This window comes from Rhizobiales bacterium NRL2 (genome assembly GCA_001664005.1).
In the GTDB taxonomy this organism is placed as follows: Bacteria; Pseudomonadota; Alphaproteobacteria; order Minwuiales; family Minwuiaceae; genus Minwuia.
The window spans coordinates 2678115-2693562 of sequence record CP016093.1 but is presented as its reverse complement, the minus strand read 5'-3'; the positions used below and the strand labels follow the sequence as shown (position 1 = coordinate 2693562).

The following is a 15448-nucleotide window of genomic DNA, read 5'->3' as shown; positions in this document are numbered from 1 at the left end:
CGGCGTGCCGCGCCTGATCCTGGCCTCCGCCTCGCCGAGGCGGCGTGACCTGCTTCGCCAGATCGGCATCGTGCCCGACGGCATCGTTCCCGCCGACATCGACGAATCCCCTCATCGCGACGAGCCTCCCCATCGGCTGGCGCTCAGGCTGGCCGAGGAGAAGGCGCGCGCGGTCGCGCCGGCCCATGCCGGTGATTTCGTGCTGGCGGCGGATACCGTCGTCGGCTGCGGGCGGCGCATCCTGCCCAAGCCGGCTTCGGAAGCCGAGGCGCGGGGTTGTCTCGACCTGCTCTCGGGCCGCCGTCACCGTGTGACCACGGGGCTGGCTCTGGTCCGGCCGTCGGGCGAGATGTCCAGCCGTCGGGTCACCACGATCGTGACGTTCAAGCGACTGACCCGGGCCGAACGGGAAGCCTATATCGCCTCCGGCGAGTGGGAGGGGAAGGCCGGCGGCTACGCCATTCAGGGCATGGCCGACGTCTTCGTCCGACAGATCAACGGTTCATGGTCGAATGTGGTCGGCCTGCCGCTGCATGACTGCGCGGCGCTGCTCGCGGGCGCCGGCTATCCCGTCTGGAGCCGGCGCGATGGATAGAGGCCTCTTCATCGACCGGGGACCGCTGGAGACCCGGGTCGCGCTGATCGAACAGTCCCGCATCGCCGAGATTCACATCGAAAGCGCGGAGCCCGGGCCGGGCCGGCCGGGAGAGATTCGGAAGGGCCGCGTCACGCATGTCTCCGGTGAGCTGCAGGCGGCGACGGTAGACGCGGGCGAGGGGCTGAGCCTTTTCGTGCGTGCGGCGGATGCGCGGGTGCTGGCGGCCGACGACGCCGGCGCCAGGAAGCTGTCCATCGCGAAACTGGTGCGGCGCGGCCAGGATCTTCTGGTCCAGACCGGCCGTGAGGGACTCGACGGCAAGCAGGGCCGGGCCAGCGCCGACATCGCCCTGCACGGCCGCTATCTCAGTTTCCATCCGTTGCGCGAGGGCCTCGACTTCCCCAAGGCCGTCGCCGGTCTCGACCTGCGCGAGACGCTCGGTGCGGCGCTGACCGATGCGGGCGGTGCGGGCCGGATACTGGTGCACCCGGCGGCGTCGCAGGTCGAAATTGACGTGGTGCTGGCCGAGTTGCGCCGCCTCCGGGCCGAGTGGGTGCAGATCGAGGCGGCGCGGACGAAGGGACCGGCGCTGGTGCTTCCCGCGCCAGACCTGATCGAGCAGGCCTTCATTCGCCTTGCCGGCCCGTCGCCGGAGGCGATCCTGACGCCGGACCGCGGCCTGCTGGCGGAGTTGCGGCAGCGCGCCAAGGCGCTTGCGCCGGACCTCGCCGACCGGATCGAGCTCTGCGAGGCCTCGCGTTCGCTGGAACTTGATGACGAAATCGACGCCGCGCTTGCGCCGGAAGTCGTCTTGCCGGGCGGCGGACGGCTGACCATCGAGACGACACGGGCCATGACCACGGTCGATGTCGACGCGCCGGGCGATCCGGTGAAGGCCAACCTCGCCGCCGCCCGGGAACTGGCGCGGCAGCTTCGTCTGCGGCGCATCGGCGGCGTGGTCGCCGTGGACTTCATCTCGCTGCGCGGTGCGCCGGAACGCAAGAAGGTCGAGAAGGCGTTGCGCCAGGCGTTCCAGCGCGACCCGGCGCAGGTGGAGATCGGCGGAATCGACCGGTTTTCCATCCTGACGCTGACGCGCAGCCGGGACGCCGCGGCGCTTCTGACGCAACTCTGCGAAACGGCGCCGGCGCGGCAGCATCTGCGGCCCGAGGCCGCGCTGGCGCGGGTGCTTCGCCGGATCGAGGCGGAGCTGGCCGGCGTCGGCCCGGTGCCGGTGGCGCTGACGCTGTCGGCCGAACTACGGCCTGTCGTGGGCTCGCGCCTTGCCGGCGGGCTCGACGGACTCCTCGGCCGCCCGGTGCGGCTCGGCTATGACGCGCTGGCCGTTGACGAGTTCCGCCTCAGCCGCGAAAGATAACCTCATGTCACGCGTACCAACGAAAGACTGCCCGATCTGCGGCAAGCCGGCGAGCGAGGCGGCGCGGCCGTTCTGTTCGACGCGTTGCGCCAATGTCGATCTCAACCGCTGGCTGGGCGGCGATTACGTGCTGCCCGGCACCGAGCCCGCCGATCCGGAGGAGATCGTCGAACACATCGAACAGATCACGAAGCACTAGCCGCGCGTCAGCCGCCGGGGGAGGAAACCATGGGCGAATTCACCACCACCGAACAGGACGGTCATGTCCTGACCGTCACCATCAACCGGCCCGAGCGCATGAACGCGCTGCATCCGCCGGCGAATGCCGAGATGGGCGCGATCTTCGACATGTTCGAGGCCAATGACGACCTCTGGATCGCGATCGTCACCGGCGCCGGCGAGCGCGCCTTCTCCGCCGGCAACGACCTGGTCTACCAGGCCGAAGGCAATCCGAAATGGTACGCGCCGATGGGCTTCGGTGGACTGACCAGCCGCCACGACCGCAGGAAGCCGGTGATCGCCGCGGTCAACGGCGTCGCCATGGGCGGCGGCTTCGAGATCGCGCTGGCCTGCGACATCATCGTCGCCTCGGAGAATGCCCGCTTTGCGCTGCCGGAGCCGAAGGTGGGGCTCGCCGCGCTGGCCGGCGGCGTACATCGGCTGCCGCGGCAAATTCCGCTCAAGCAGGCCATGGGCATGATGCTGACCGGCCGCCACGTCCCGGCGGCGGAAGGCAAGGAACTTGGCTTCGTCACCGAGGTCGTGCCCCAGGGCGAAGCCCTGGCCGGCGCGAAGCGCTGGGCGGAGATGATGCTGGAATGCTCGCCGGTGTCGCTCCGGACCACGCTGGAAGTGGTGCGGCAGGGCCTGGAGCACGCCGACGTCGCCGACGCCATGCTGGACGACTATCCGGCTGTCGAGGCGCTGCGGAATTCCGAGGACTTCATCGAGGGGCCGAAGGCCTTCGCCGAGAAGCGCAAACCGAACTGGAAGGGCCGGTAGGCGTGAACGCCGCGGCCGAGCTGGCGGACTACGCCCGCGATGTCATCGCGCCGCAGGCCGGTGCGCTCATCCGTTCCGAGGACTTCCCCTGGCAGATCTGGCAGGAACTGGGCGAGGCCGGCTGGCTCGGTTTCGGCCTGGGGGACTGGGGCGGGATCGATGCCACGCCGGTGGAAATGTTCGATACCGCGGCCGCCTTCGCCGAGGCGGCGGAAGTGGTGGGCCTCTGCTCCTCCTGGATGGGCCATCACATGATCGCCGGCCGCGTCATTGCCGAGTTCGGCAGCGAGGCGCAGAAGGAAGAGTGGCTGCCCGACCTGGCGCAGGGGCGCATCTCTCCGTGCATCGCCATCTCCGAGCCCGGCGCGGGGGCGCATCCGAAGCATCTGAAGACCCGGGCCGAGCGGAGCGCCGAAGGATGGCGCCTGAATGGCGAGAAGGCCTGGCTGACAAACGGGCCGATCGCCGGCGTCTTCGTCGTCGTCGCGATCACCGGAGCAGTGAATGGCCGCAAGAGCTTCGGCGCGTTTCTTGTGCCGGAGGATGCGGAAGGGGTCACCCGTACAGAAGGGGTCAGGGTCGACTTCCTGAAGCCCTCCGGTCATTGCGGATTGAAGCTGGATAATGTCGAACTGCCCGGCGAGGCGCTGCTGGCGGAGGCCGGCGACGCGGTGGAAACCGTGCTGAAGCGTTTCCGCCGGGTCGAGGACTGCATGGGCCTCGCCATCAAGACCGGCGGCATGGCGGTCGAGCTGCGGCGTCTGGCGCCGCTGCTGGAGAAGGAACAGGCGGCGGCGCTTGGCGGACTGGCGGCCGACCGTGACCTCTATCACGCGGCGGCGCGTCAGCTCATGGCGGACTGCGGCGGCGACCCGGCGTCGCCCGAGCACGAGGCGCGGCTGCTCGCGCTGCGCCGGCTGGGGCGGCGGTTTCAGGAGGAGTTCAATGCCCTGCTTGAACCGGTTCGCGGCGGGGACGGATTTCTCGACCTGCTGGCCCGCGACATGACCGAAATGGGCAAGATCGCGGCCCGCGTCGATGCTGCGAAACTGGCGAAGCGCGGCGCGGCGATGACCGGGGCCGCGGGGTGAGCGCCGACGCCGGCCGTGTCGGCTGGCGCGAGGTCCTGCAGCCCGAATGGCTTCCGGCGCTGGCCGTCATGCTGGCCGGGATCCTGCTGCACTCCATGAACGTCATGCTGGTGGCGACCGTGCTGCCGAGCATCGTCGCCGATATCGGCGGCGCGCACCTGATCGCCTGGGCAATGACCGCCTTCATGGCGGCCTCCATCGTCGCCGCCACGTCGAGCGGCCTGATCAACCGCGCCGTCGGCCCGCGCGGCGGCTACCTGATCGGGGCGGCGATCTTCGCCCTGGGTTCGCTGGCCTGCGCGATGGCGCCGTCGATGATCGACGTGATCATGGGGCGCATCGTGCAGGGCTTCGGCGGGGGCATGGTCGCGGCGACCGCCTATGTGCTGGTGCGCAAGACCTTCCCGCAGCGGCTGTGGCCCCGGGTCTTCGCCATGCTCGCCAGCGTCTGGAGCATCTCCGTCCTGATCGGACCGCTGCTGGGCGGCGTCTTCGCCAATCTGGGGCACTGGCGCGGGGCGTTCCTGACGGTGGCTGGTATCTCTGCCGCGCTTGCCTGCCTGACATTCTTCGCCCTGCCGAGGCTCGCCGCCGGCGAAATGGACTGTCCGCGCCTGCCGGCGTTGCGGCTGCTGCTGCTGGTTCTGGCCATCGCGGCCATGTCGTTCGCCAGCGTCTTCGAAGCGCCGCCAGCCAAGGGCGCCATGATCGCGCTGGCGGGCGCGGCCTTCGTTCTCATGCTGCGGCGCGATCGGCGCGCGGCCGATCCGTTGCTGCCGTCGGACGCCTTCAGTCTCGCCACGGTCACGGGGACGGGGCTCTGGATCGCGCTGCTGGTCTCGGTGGTCTTCACCCAGATGCCGAGCTTCGTGCCGCTCTTCATCCAGCGCATCCATGGCGCGGATCCCCTGACTGCGGGCTATTTCGTGGCCTCCGCCTCGCTGTGCTGGACCACGGCCGCGATCGTGGTCTCGGGGCTTTCCGGACGCTGGCCGCTGCGCCTGATCCGCATCGGCCCCGTGATCATGCTGGTCGGCCTGTGCGCGCTGGCGCTGGCGATGCCGCGCGGTCCGCTGCTCCTCGTCCTGCCCGCGATCATGCTGATGGGGCTGGGCATGGGAACCTGCTGGGCCTTCATCGCCCAGACCGTCATGGCCAACGCGCGTCCCGGCGAGGAGGATATCGCGGCCTCCTCCGTGCCCACGGTGCAGCAGACCGGACTGGCGCTGGGCGCTGCATGGGCGGGGCTGGTCGCCAACGCCGCCGGCCTGGCGGACGGGGATACGCTGGCCGCCACCGCGCGGGCCGCGTTCTGGGTGCCCGTTGCGGCGGTGCCGATGATTCTCGGTGCGGCGCTGATGGGGTGGCGTCTGAAGTCCCTTGCCGCCGAATGACGCAGCCATGCGCGAAGGCGGCTTTCGCCGTCCGCCCGGGCGGGCTATGACGGGCCCCGCAGATGACACGATGGCGGAAGGGGAGTGTTCGTGAGCGCAGAGTGGCAGGAAAAGCTGTCGGACCCGTCGAAGATCGACAAGGCGTTCGACCAGCTGGGATACATCTCCAACGACCGGATCGCGACCGCCGTGTTCCTGGCGCAGCAGCTTACCAAGCCGATCCTGGTCGAGGGTCCGCCCGGCGTCGGCAAGACCGAGCTGGCGATCGCGACCTCGGAGATGCTCGACATCCCGCTGATCCGCCTGCAGTGCTATGAGGGGCTGGACGAGGCCAAGGCGCTCTACGAGTGGAAATACGGCAAGCAGCTCCTCTACACCCAGGTGCTGAAGGAGAAGCTGGGCGACGTCATGCAGGGCGCGAAATCGCTGCCCGAGGCGATGGGCCAGCTCCACAGCTTCTCCGACGTCTTCTTCAGCCACGACTTCCTCGAGCCCAGGCCGCTGCTGAAGGCGCTGGAGGCGGAGAACGGCGCAGTCCTGCTGATCGACGAGATCGACAAGTCGGACTACGAGTTCGAGGCCTATCTGCTGGAGATCCTGTCCGCCTACCAGATCAGCGTGCCCGAGATCGGCGTGATCAAGGCGAAGATCCCGCCGATCGTCTTCCTGACGTCCAACAACACCCGGGAGATGGGCGACGCGCTGAAGCGCCGCTGCCTGCACCTCTACATCCCGTTCCCCGACGAGAAGATGGAGCGCCGCATCGTCGCCGCCCGCGTCCCGGCGGCCGCCGAATCGCTCCGCAAGCAGCTCGTGGCCTTCGTGCACGCCCTTCGGGCCGAGGAACTGAAGAAGGTGCCGGCGATCAGCGAGACCATCGACTGGGCGCGGACGCTGCTGCTGCTCAACGTCAGCGAACTCGACGTCGAGACCGTGCGCCGGACGATCAACGTGCTGCTGAAGTTCCAGGAAGACGTCGAAGCCGTCGACCGCCAGCTCTACAAGTTCGTCAAGCAGGCGAAAGAGGCGGTTTAGAGCGTTACGCTAGTTGATATAATTACTGGGCGTCCTGGGGCTTGACCCCAGGACCCAGTTCTTTGGTTCACTGGGCCCTTGGATCGAGTCCAAGGGCGACAGGTTTGAGTGGCTCTATCAAACATTGGAGCTACAGGCGCACAGGACCTCGGATCAAAGCTTGCCTCGGACAGGATCCGCGGCCCGAGGGCGACAATGTCGAGCGGTTCAATCAACACTGGAACGCTCTACGGTTCCACCCCGCCCATGGCGCAGATCATCTTCCAGGCGTCCTCGGGGATCGGCATGACCGAGAGCCGCGACTGCTTGATCAGCGGCAGGTCGGCGAGCCGTTCGTCGCTCCTGATGTCGGCCAGCGTCACCGGTGTCTCGAAGGGCTTCACGGCCTTGACGTCGACCATGCCGAAGCGGCCTTTCGGGTCGGTATGGTCCGGGTAGTACTCCCGGATCACCTCGACAATGCCGACGATTCGCTTCTCGTTCACCGAGTGGTAGAAGAAGCCCCGGTCGCCGACCTTCATGGCCTTCATGTTGTTGGAGGCCTGGTAGTTCCGCACGCCGTCCCAGTGCTCGCCCTTGTCGCCGCGAGCGACCTGGTCGTCCCAGCCCCAGGTCCCGGGTTCCGACTTCAACAGCCAGTAGTTCATCAGCCGCCGCTCTTTTCCTGGATCATCCTGATGATGCCGGAGAAATCCTTGCCGCCCTGGTTCATGGCTTCGGCGAAGCGCTCGTAGAGCGCCATCGCCTCGTGGCCCATGTGGGTGTCGACGCCGGACTGTTCCGCCGCCTGCTGGGAGAGCCGCAGATCCTTCAGCATGTTCTCCGCCGAGAAGCCGGGCTGGTAGTCCCGGTTGGCGGGGCTGGTCGGCACCGGGCCGGGGACCGGGCAGTAGACGTTGATCGACCAGCAATAGCCCGACGAGGTCGAGACGATGTCGAAGAAGGTCTGGGCGTCGAGGCCCAGCTTCTCGGCCAGGGTGAAGGCCTCGCCCGCGGCCAGCATGGAGATACCCAGCACCATGTTGTTGCAGATCTTGGCGACCTGGCCGTTGCCGGCGCCCCCGGCGTGAACGATCTTGCCGCCCATCACGTCGAGGATCGGTTTCGCCTTCTCGAAGGCCGCATCCGAACCGCCGCACATGAAGGTCAGGGTGCCGCCCTCGGCGCCGCCGACGCCGCCGGAGACCGGCGCGTCGATCATCATCATGCCGGCGTCCTGGGCGACCTTCGCCACGTCGCGCGCGGTGGCGACGTCGATGGTCGACGAATCGATGAACAGCGTGCCTTCCTCGGCCGCCTGGATCAGGCCGTCCTCGCCCAGATAGACCGCCCGGACATGTTCGCCCTTGGGCAGCATGGTGATGACGATTTCCTTCCGGTCGACGGCGTCCGTCGCCGAACTGGCGGCCTTGCCGCCGGCGCCCACCACCTTGTCCACGGCGGCGCTGGAGAGATCGTAGCAGGTCACCTCATGGCCGGCCTTGATGAGATTGATGGCCATCGGGCCGCCCATGTTGCCGACGCCGACAAATCCGATCTTCGCCATGATCGCTTCCTCCCCTGAAACGCCTGAACCTTGCGGGGCTCAATAAAGCCGATCGCGGTAGGCCTGCTCAAGCAGCTTCTCGGATTCCGCCTCGTCGATCTCCATGCCCACCTGGTCGGCGATCATGCGCGACAGGGTGGGGATGGCGCCCTTCTCCGGGCGGTGGTCGTCGTCCCACAGCTTCGAGCGGATGATGCACTTGGCGCAGTGCAGGAAGGTCTGCTCGACGTGGATGACGATGGCCGTGATCGGCGTCTTGCCGTTCACCGCCATGGCCGCCAGCAGCTCCGGGTCGGTGGAGATCTCGGCCTTGCCGTTGACGCGGAGCGTCTCGCGGACGCCGGGGATCATGAAGATCGCCGCGACGTTCGGGTTCTCCAGGATGTTCTGCAGCGTGTCGATGCGGTTGTTCCCGGGCCGGTCGGGGATGGCGATGGTGTTGTCGTCGATGACATGCACGAAACCCGGCGCGTCGCCCTTCGGGCTGACGTCGGCGGTGCCGTCGCCCGCGGCGCTGGACAGCACCAGAAAGGGCGAGTGCGCGATGAAGTTACGCGCGTGCTTCTCCAGCTTCGGGATCGCCTTCTGCGCGGCGCGCGGGCTGACCTTGCCGTAGACGGTGCGGAGTTCCTCGACGGAGTTGATGGTGTGCTGGGTCATGACGGGCGCTCCGGGATGGAGGTGTTCAACGGGCGATCTTGCGGGCCTTCGGCAGGATCAGCGCCGACAACGCGACGCCGCCCGCGGCCGCGGCGAGGATGTAGAACAGGGCGTCGAAGCCGAAGGCCTCGTGCACGCCGCCGACCAGCGACGGCACCGCCGCCGCCACCAGCAGCGCGATGACGAACTTCACCGCGAAGACGCGGCCGCGCCAGGCGGCCCTGGTGTGGCGGGTCACGATCGTGTCGTGGATCGGCACCTCGCCCAGAATCAGCAGCAGCGCGGCGAAGCCGACGAAGATCGCCGGCAGGTCGAACAGTACCGCGACGCCGGCCAGCGCCGGCACCTGCAGCAGTGCGATCAGGAACAGGATGCGCCGCGCGGGGAAGCGGTCGACCAGATGGCCGACGACGATCTGCGCGAAGCTGGCGATGCCGACGATCAGGGCGACGATGACGCCGATATTGGCCAGGTCGGTGGTCAGGCTGGCCAGCCGCTCGGCGTAGAGCTTGGGCAGGGCGATGGCGACCGAATGGAAGACGATGCCGCCGAACAGGATCGTCAGCGTCAGCGCGAAGGCGACGCGCAGCAGCACGGCCTTCGTCAGGTCGCTGTCGTGAGGGTCGGCGACCTGCGGCTTCGCCGTCTTCGGCCGGCGCGCGCTGTCGCGGCAGAAGACGATGTAGGCGAGGCCAGTCAGCACGGCGACGATGCCGGGGACGATGAACGCCGTGCGCCAGTCCGCGGTCTGCACCAGATAGCCGGCGACCAGCGGCGCAGCGGCCACGCCCATGTTGCCCCAGACGCCGTTGATGCCCAGCGCCTTGCCGACCTTCTCGCGGCCGTCGACGACCATGGCGATGCCGACGGGATGGTAGATCGAGGCGAACAGGCCGATGGCGCCGAGGCCGAGGGCGATCTGCCAGCTCGACTCCGCGAAGCCGGTGAGGATCGAGGCGGCGCCGATGCCGATGAAGAAAACCGTGATCATGCCCTGGCGCGACCAGCGGTCGGCCAGCCAGCCGGCGGGCAGCGATCCCAGGCCGAACAGCACGAAGGCAGGCGTCGCCAGCTTCAGCAACTCGCCATAGCTCATGCCGTCCATGCCGACGAGGGCCACCACGACGGTGGCGAAGATCAGCATGAACATGTGGTCGTAGAGATGGCCCAGGTTCAGGAAGAAGAACCCGATCCTGTCCCGCGTCTTCTCGGACGCGCCCGATGCCGGTGCTGCCGCGATCTCGCTCATGGTCTGACCATATATCGCGTTTCCCGTCGCCCGACCACTTGCGCGTGTGTCCGGCATGGGGGGCATGCCGTTACCGCCACCGTTTCGCCATTCATTGCCCGGCTCATCGGCAGAAGGCGCGCGTGCCGGCCGAGCCATCCCACGCGCGCCGACCGGTCACTTCTTCTCCGGCTCCGGCAATACCGAGCGGATGTGCAGTTCGCGGAGCTGCTTCGGCGAGACCTCGGCCGGCGCCCCCATCATCAGGTCCTCGGCCTGCTGGTTCATGGGGAAGGCCACGATCTCGCGCAGGTTCGGCTCGTCCAGGATCAGCATGACGATGCGGTCGACGCCCGGCGCGATGCCGCCATGGGGCGGGGCGCCATAGCGCAGTGCGTTGAGCATCCCCGAGAAATCCTTCTCCACCTGCTCGGCCTGGTAGCCGGCGATTTCGAAGGCCTTCAGCATGATGTCGGGGCGGTGGTTCCGGATCGCGCCCGAGGAGAGTTCCACGCCATTGCAGACCACGTCGTACTGGAACGCCTTGATCTCGAGCGGGTCCATGCTCTCCAGCGCCTCCATGCCGCCCTGGGGCATGGAGAAGGGATTGTGGGAGAACTCGACCTTCTTCTCGTCCTCGTCCCATTCGAACATCGGGAAGTCGACGATCCAGCAGAACCTGAACTGCTCACGCTCCAGCAACTCGAGCTGGTCGCCGAGCCGGACGCGCGCCTTGCCGGCCAGATTCGCCGCGCCGTCAGCCCTGTCGGCGGCGAAGAACACCGCGTCGCCGGCGGACAGGCCGCATTCGGTCCTGATCCGCTCGACGCGTTCCTCGTCCAGGTTCTTGGCGATGGGGCCGCGTGGGCCGTCCTCGCCATAGATGATGTAGCCCAGACCCCCGGCGCCTTCCGATCGCGCCCAGTCGTTCATCTGGTCGAAGAAGGAGCGGGGCTTCACCGCCGCGCCGGGCGCGGGGATGGCGCGCACGACCGAGCCCTTGTCGACCGCCTTGGCGAACAGCCCGAAGCCCGAGCCGCGGAAGGCCTCGGTGACGTCGCGGATGTCCATGCTCTCCGGCAGGCGCAGGTCCGGCTTGTCGGAGCCGTATTTCAGCATTGCCTCGGCATAGGGGATGCGCGGAAAGGGCTTGGTGGTCACCGGCCATTCCGAGAAGGCCTCAAAGGTGCCTGTCAGCACCGGCTCGATGGCCTGGAAGACGTCCTCCTGCTCGACGAAGCTCATTTCCACGTCGAGCTGGTAGAACTCGCCGGGGGACCGGTCGGCGCGGGCGTCCTCGTCGCGGAAGCAGGGCGCGATCTGGAAATAGCGGTCGAAGCCGGAGATCATCAGCAGCTGCTTGAACTGCTGCGGCGCCTGGGGCAGGGCGTAGAACTTGCCCGGATGCAGCCGGCTCGGCACCAGGAAGTCGCGTGCGCCCTCGGGGCTGGAGGCCGTGAGAATCGGCGTCTGGAACTCGAAGAAGCCGCCTTCCGTCATCCGTCGGCGGATGTCGGCGATGATCTTGGCGCGCATGGTCACGTTGCGGTGCATGCGGTCGCGGCGCAGGTCCAGGAAGCGGTAGCGGAGGCGGATGTCCTCCGGATATTCCTGGTCGCCGAAGACCGGCATGGGCAGATCGCCGGTCGCGCTCTGCACCTCGACGTCCTGGATACGGACCTCGATGTCGCCGGTCGGCAGGTCGGGATTCCGCGTGTCGTCGGAGCGCAGCACCACCTTGCCGGTGATCGTGATGACGCTCTCCGAGCGCGCGTTGTCAACGGTCTCGAAGCCCGGCTCGCCGCTCTCGATCACGCACTGGGTGCGGCCATAATGGTCGCGCAGGTCCACGAACAGCAGGTTGCCGTGATCGCGCTTGCGGTGGATCCATCCCGACAGGCGGACCGTTTCGGTCTCGTTGGCGCGGCGGAGCTCGCCGCAAGTGTGGCTGCGATAGGCGTGCATGTTCTCGACCATGATCGGGAGTGGGCTGGCAATGTGGACGGGAACGAACAGCCGCCGGGGGGCCTTGTCAAGATCAACACTACATGGCCCGCCGCCGAATGTGGTAGAGGCTGGGCCAAATGAAGATCATCACCGATACCGAGGCGCTCCGCGCCTATGTCGAGGAACTGGAGGGACAGCCCTTCGTCGCCATCGACACCGAATTCATCCGCGAAAGCACCTACTGGCCGAATCTCTGTCTGGTGCAGCTTGCCGGGCCGGCGGACGAAGGCGTCATCGTGGACCCGCTGGCGAAGGGCATCGACCTGAAGCCGCTCTATGACCTGCTCTATGACGAGCGGATCGTGAAGGTGTTTCACGCCGCGCGTCAGGACATCGAGATATTCGTCCACGAGGGCGGGGAGACGCCGACGCCGCTGTTCGACACCCAGGTGGCGGCGATGGTCATGGGCTTCGGCGACTCGATTGCCTACGACGCGCTGGTCCAGCGCATGACGGGCGAGCGGATCGACAAGACCAGCCGCTTCACCGACTGGGCGCGCCGCCCGCTGAGTGACCGGCAACTTGAATACGCGCTCTCCGACGTGACCCATCTGCGCGTCGTCTACCGCAAGATGCAGGAGGAGCTGGCCCGCTCCGGACGGGCCAGCTGGGTCGCCGACGAGATGGCGACACTGGCGGCGAAAGAGACCTATATCGTCCAGCCGGAGGATGCCTGGCGGCGCCTCAAGGCGCGCTCCAACAAGCCGCGCTTCCTCGCCATGCTGAAGGCCCTGGCCGCCTGGCGGGAGCGGGAGGCGCAGCGCCGCAACCTACCGCGTAACAGGGTCGTACGCGACGAATCGATCATGGAGATTGCGGCCGATCCGCCGAAGGACGCCGAGAAGCTCGCCCATGTGCGCGGCCTGAACGCGAAGGTCGCGCACGGCCCCTTCGGCGAGGCCATCCTGGCGACGATCCAGGAAGTCCTGAAGCAGCCGAAGGAGCAATGGCCGCAGCTGCCCAGGTCGGAGCCGCCCGATCCGGCGCTGGCGCCGGTGATCGAGATGCTCAAGGTCCTGCTGAAGCGGCGCTGCGCCACGCACAACGTGGCCCAGAAGCTGGTCTGTCCCTCGGCTGAACTGGAGCGCATTGCCGCCGATGACGACGCCGACGTGCAGGCGCTGAAGGGCTGGCGGCGCGGCGTCTTCGGCGATGCGGCGCTGGACCTGAAACACGGCCGGATCGGTCTGGCCGTCCATGACGGCGAGGTCATCGAGATCACGCCGGCCCCGGACGGCTGGGGATGAACGAACTGGCGGCGCTGGCCGCCGGGTTTCTCACCGCCGACACGCTGATGCTGGCGCTGGCCGCGATGGCGGCGGGCTTCGTTCGGGGCTTCTCCGGTTTCGGGGCGGCGATGATCTTCGTGCCGCTGGCCAGCGTGATCGTCGATCCGCCCACGGCCGTGATCGCACTCTGGATCATGGACAATCTGGTCACCCTGCCGCTGGTGGTGCAGGGATTCAGGCACTGCGCCTGGGCCGAGATCCGGCCACTGTTCCTGGGCGCGGTGTTCGGCGCGCCGGCAGGCGTCTGGCTGCTCGCCAACGCGCCGGAGGATCCGCTGCGCTGGACCATCGCGGTGCTGGTGCTGGTCGCCGTGGCCGGCCTCGCCAGCGGCTACAGGCGCCGCAAGCCGCTCCACCGGGCCGGCGTCGTCGCCGTCGGCGCGGCCGCAGGCGTCGGCGGCGGCCTCGCCGGCCTGACGGGCCCCCCGGTGATCGTCTTCTGGGTCGGCAGCGAGACCGCGCCCGCCCAGGTGCGCATGAACACCTTCGCCTTCTTCGGCCTGACCGGGGTGCTCGCCGGTATCGCCCACCTCGTGGCCGGCCTGTTCACGCCGGAGCGGATCATGCTAGCCGCGCTCATCGCGCCGGCCTACGCGGTGGCGATCTATTCGGGCAGCGCCCTGTTCGGCTTCGCGTCCGAGCGTCTGTTTCGCGCCTTCGCGCTGACGCTCTGCACTGTCGCGGCGATATTCGTTCTGCCGGTCTGGCGCTGAGTCGCCGTCAGAGCGCCACGATCGCCTCGTCGGCGTCGAACAGCCCGGCCAGGCGCTTCAGCCGCGATTGCACGGATTCGCCGATCACCGCGATCTGCGGGGCGGGGCCCGCCAGGGTGATCCTGCGGTCCTTCAGCTCCAGCGAGAAGGCCGGAAGCAGGCCGGGCGCGCCGCCGGTCAGCGTCTGCGCCAGCCGCATCGCGCCGCCGATCCGTTCCGCCCGCATCACCTGATCGTCGGAGAGCAGCGTGCGGGCTTCATCCACCACGTCCCGTCCGGCCTTGTGGGAATAGCGCCGCAACATCGTCACCGCCAGAAAGGCGCGGTCGGCGTGGCTGACGGCCAGCAGCGGCGCGCGCAGCACGCGGCGGTAGGACTGGGTGGCGCGATAGTCGGGATGCGTTCGCCAGCCGACATCGCAGAGCAGACAGGCCGCCATCCTTAGCCGTGCTTCCCGGGCGGTCTCGCCGGCGAACAGATTGCCGGTCCAGTCGAAGATCTCCTTGCCGACCGCGGGGCTGAACCGCGCTTCGTGGCGCGCCAGCGCCTCCACGCCCGCCAGCAGCGGGTCGTTGTCGCGCGCTGCCTCGCTGAGGCATTCGAGATAGGCGCCTTCGCGGACGCCGTGGGCGCTGAAGACCAGCCGCGGCGGCGCCAGGCGGTCCACGATCGCCTCCAGCACGAGCGAGGCGGCGGGCAGCACCTGCAGGCGGCGGTTGGAAATGCCTTCGGCCCCGGCCAGGGATTCGGGGCTCTGCCGCGCAATCAGTCGGGCGATGGCGATGGCCCTGTCCGGGGTCATTTCGTAACCGTGGATGATGTTCAGCCCGTAATTGCGCATGCCGATATCGAGCTTGGCCACAGCGCGCCAGGTGCCGCCGACCAGATAGAGATCCTGGCCGGCGCAGCCCTCCAGCCAGTCGAGCCGGTCGAGATGGTGGTGCACGGCGCGCCGGATTGCCGCTGGCTGGAAACTGTCGGCGGGAAACTGCAGCGGCCCGACGGGCAGGGTCGCGCCTTCCAGTACCTTCCGGTCCCGGATCGGGGCGAGTTCGAGGCTGCTGCCGCCAAGGTCGCCGACGACGCCCTGGGCGTCGGGCAGTCCGAACAGAACGCCTAGACCGGCGAGATTGGCTTCTTCGGGGCCGGTCAGCACGCGCAGGTCGATTCCGGTCTCTCGGCGGGCGCGCTCCACGAACTCGGCCCCGTCGCGGGCGTCGCGCACGGCTGCGGTGGCGAAGGCGAAGACGCGCGAGGCGCCGGCGGCGCGGCTCATCCAGTCGAAGCGGCGCAGCGTCTTCAGCGCGTGATCCACGCCTTCCGGATTGAGGCGGCCGGTCTTGCCCAGCCCCTTGCCCAGAGAGCAGAAGGCGCGTTCGTTCAGCATGGCGAGCGGCGCACGTTCGCAGTCGCCGAATATCACCAGCCGGACGGAATTCGAGCCGACGTCGACGACGGCGATCCTGTCCGACTTTGATCTGGCGGTTATCGAGTCCGGCATGCGACT

Annotated in this window: 15 protein-coding genes; 9 read left to right on the top strand and 6 right to left on the bottom strand. The window is 68.2% G+C overall.

Annotation, left to right across the window (positions count from 1 at the left end):
- Positions 1-4: 4 nt before the first annotated feature.
- The 7 genes from TEF_12530 (at position 5) to TEF_12500 (ending at position 6498) form a co-directional block, all read left to right on the top strand.
- Complete coding sequence (locus TEF_12530; GenBank protein ID ANK81524.1) at positions 5-595, top strand: septum formation protein Maf; 591 nt, start codon at positions 5-7, stop codon at positions 593-595.
- Positions 588-1976, top strand: coding sequence for a hypothetical protein (locus TEF_12525; GenBank protein ANK81523.1), 1389 nt, complete (start codon positions 588-590; stop codon positions 1974-1976). Before TEF_12530 ends, TEF_12525 begins: the two co-directional genes overlap by 8 nt.
- Positions 1930-2175, top strand: a complete 246-nt coding sequence (locus TEF_12520; GenBank protein ANK81522.1) for a hypothetical protein — start codon at positions 1930-1932, stop codon at positions 2173-2175. Before TEF_12525 ends, TEF_12520 begins: the two co-directional genes overlap by 47 nt.
- 29 nt (positions 2176-2204) lie before the next feature.
- Entirely contained in the window at positions 2205-2978 is a 774-nt protein-coding gene (locus tag TEF_12515; protein ID ANK81521.1) for an enoyl-CoA hydratase, read from the top strand.
- 2 nt (positions 2979-2980) lie between these two features.
- Positions 2981-4069 (top strand): hypothetical protein, encoded by a 1089-nt coding sequence (locus tag TEF_12510; protein ID ANK81520.1) that lies wholly within the window; start codon positions 2981-2983, stop codon positions 4067-4069.
- Positions 4066-5463, top strand: coding sequence for a hypothetical protein (locus TEF_12505; protein ANK81519.1), 1398 nt, complete (start codon positions 4066-4068; stop codon positions 5461-5463). Before TEF_12510 ends, TEF_12505 begins: the two co-directional genes overlap by 4 nt.
- A gap of 90 nt (positions 5464-5553) precedes the next feature.
- On the top strand, positions 5554-6498 hold the full coding sequence (locus TEF_12500) for an ATPase (protein ANK83459.1): 945 nt from the start codon (positions 5554-5556) through the stop codon (positions 6496-6498).
- 227 nt (positions 6499-6725) lie between these two features.
- Here TEF_12500 and TEF_12495 read toward each other — a convergent pair whose 3' ends face one another.
- The 5 genes from TEF_12495 to TEF_12475 all read right to left on the bottom strand — a co-directional run bounded on the left by TEF_12495 (position 6726) and on the right by TEF_12475 (position 11897).
- Positions 6726-7145: a ubiquinol-cytochrome C reductase gene (locus tag TEF_12495; protein ANK81518.1), complete on the bottom strand. Its 420-nt coding sequence runs from the start codon at positions 7143-7145 to the stop codon at positions 6726-6728.
- On the bottom strand, positions 7145-8044 hold the full coding sequence (locus TEF_12490; GenBank protein ANK81517.1) for a 3-hydroxyisobutyrate dehydrogenase: 900 nt from the start codon (positions 8042-8044) through the stop codon (positions 7145-7147). Before TEF_12490 ends, TEF_12495 begins: the two co-directional genes overlap by 1 nt.
- Before the next feature lie 39 nt (positions 8045-8083).
- A complete protein-coding gene (locus TEF_12485) occupies positions 8084-8704 on the bottom strand; it encodes a hypothetical protein (protein ANK81516.1) in 621 nt (206 codons plus the stop codon).
- 25 nt (positions 8705-8729) lie between these two features.
- Complete coding sequence (locus tag TEF_12480) at positions 8730-9953, bottom strand: hypothetical protein (protein ANK81515.1); 1224 nt, start codon at positions 9951-9953, stop codon at positions 8730-8732.
- A gap of 156 nt (positions 9954-10109) precedes the next feature.
- Positions 10110-11897, bottom strand: a complete 1788-nt coding sequence (locus tag TEF_12475) for an aspartate--tRNA ligase (protein ANK83458.1) — start codon at positions 11895-11897, stop codon at positions 10110-10112.
- A 119-nt stretch (positions 11898-12016) separates the two neighbouring features.
- On the opposite strand from TEF_12475, the gene TEF_12470 reads away from it, so the two are divergent.
- Both TEF_12470 and TEF_12465 read left to right on the top strand, forming a co-directional pair.
- Positions 12017-13186 carry a ribonuclease D gene (locus TEF_12470; protein ID ANK81514.1) on the top strand — a complete coding sequence of 390 codons (1170 nt, stop codon included), beginning with the start codon at positions 12017-12019 and terminating at the stop codon, positions 13184-13186.
- Positions 13187-13233: 47 nt separating this feature from the next.
- On the top strand, positions 13234-13941 hold the full coding sequence (locus TEF_12465) for a hypothetical protein (protein ID ANK83457.1): 708 nt from the start codon (positions 13234-13236) through the stop codon (positions 13939-13941).
- Between the two features lie 7 nt (positions 13942-13948).
- On the opposite strand, the gene TEF_12460 is transcribed toward TEF_12465, so the two are convergent.
- The gene (locus TEF_12460) at positions 13949-15442 is read right to left on the bottom strand and encodes a hypothetical protein (GenBank protein ANK81513.1); all 1494 of its coding nucleotides are present in this window, start codon (positions 15440-15442) and stop codon (positions 13949-13951) included.
- Positions 15443-15448: the final 6 nt, after the last annotated feature.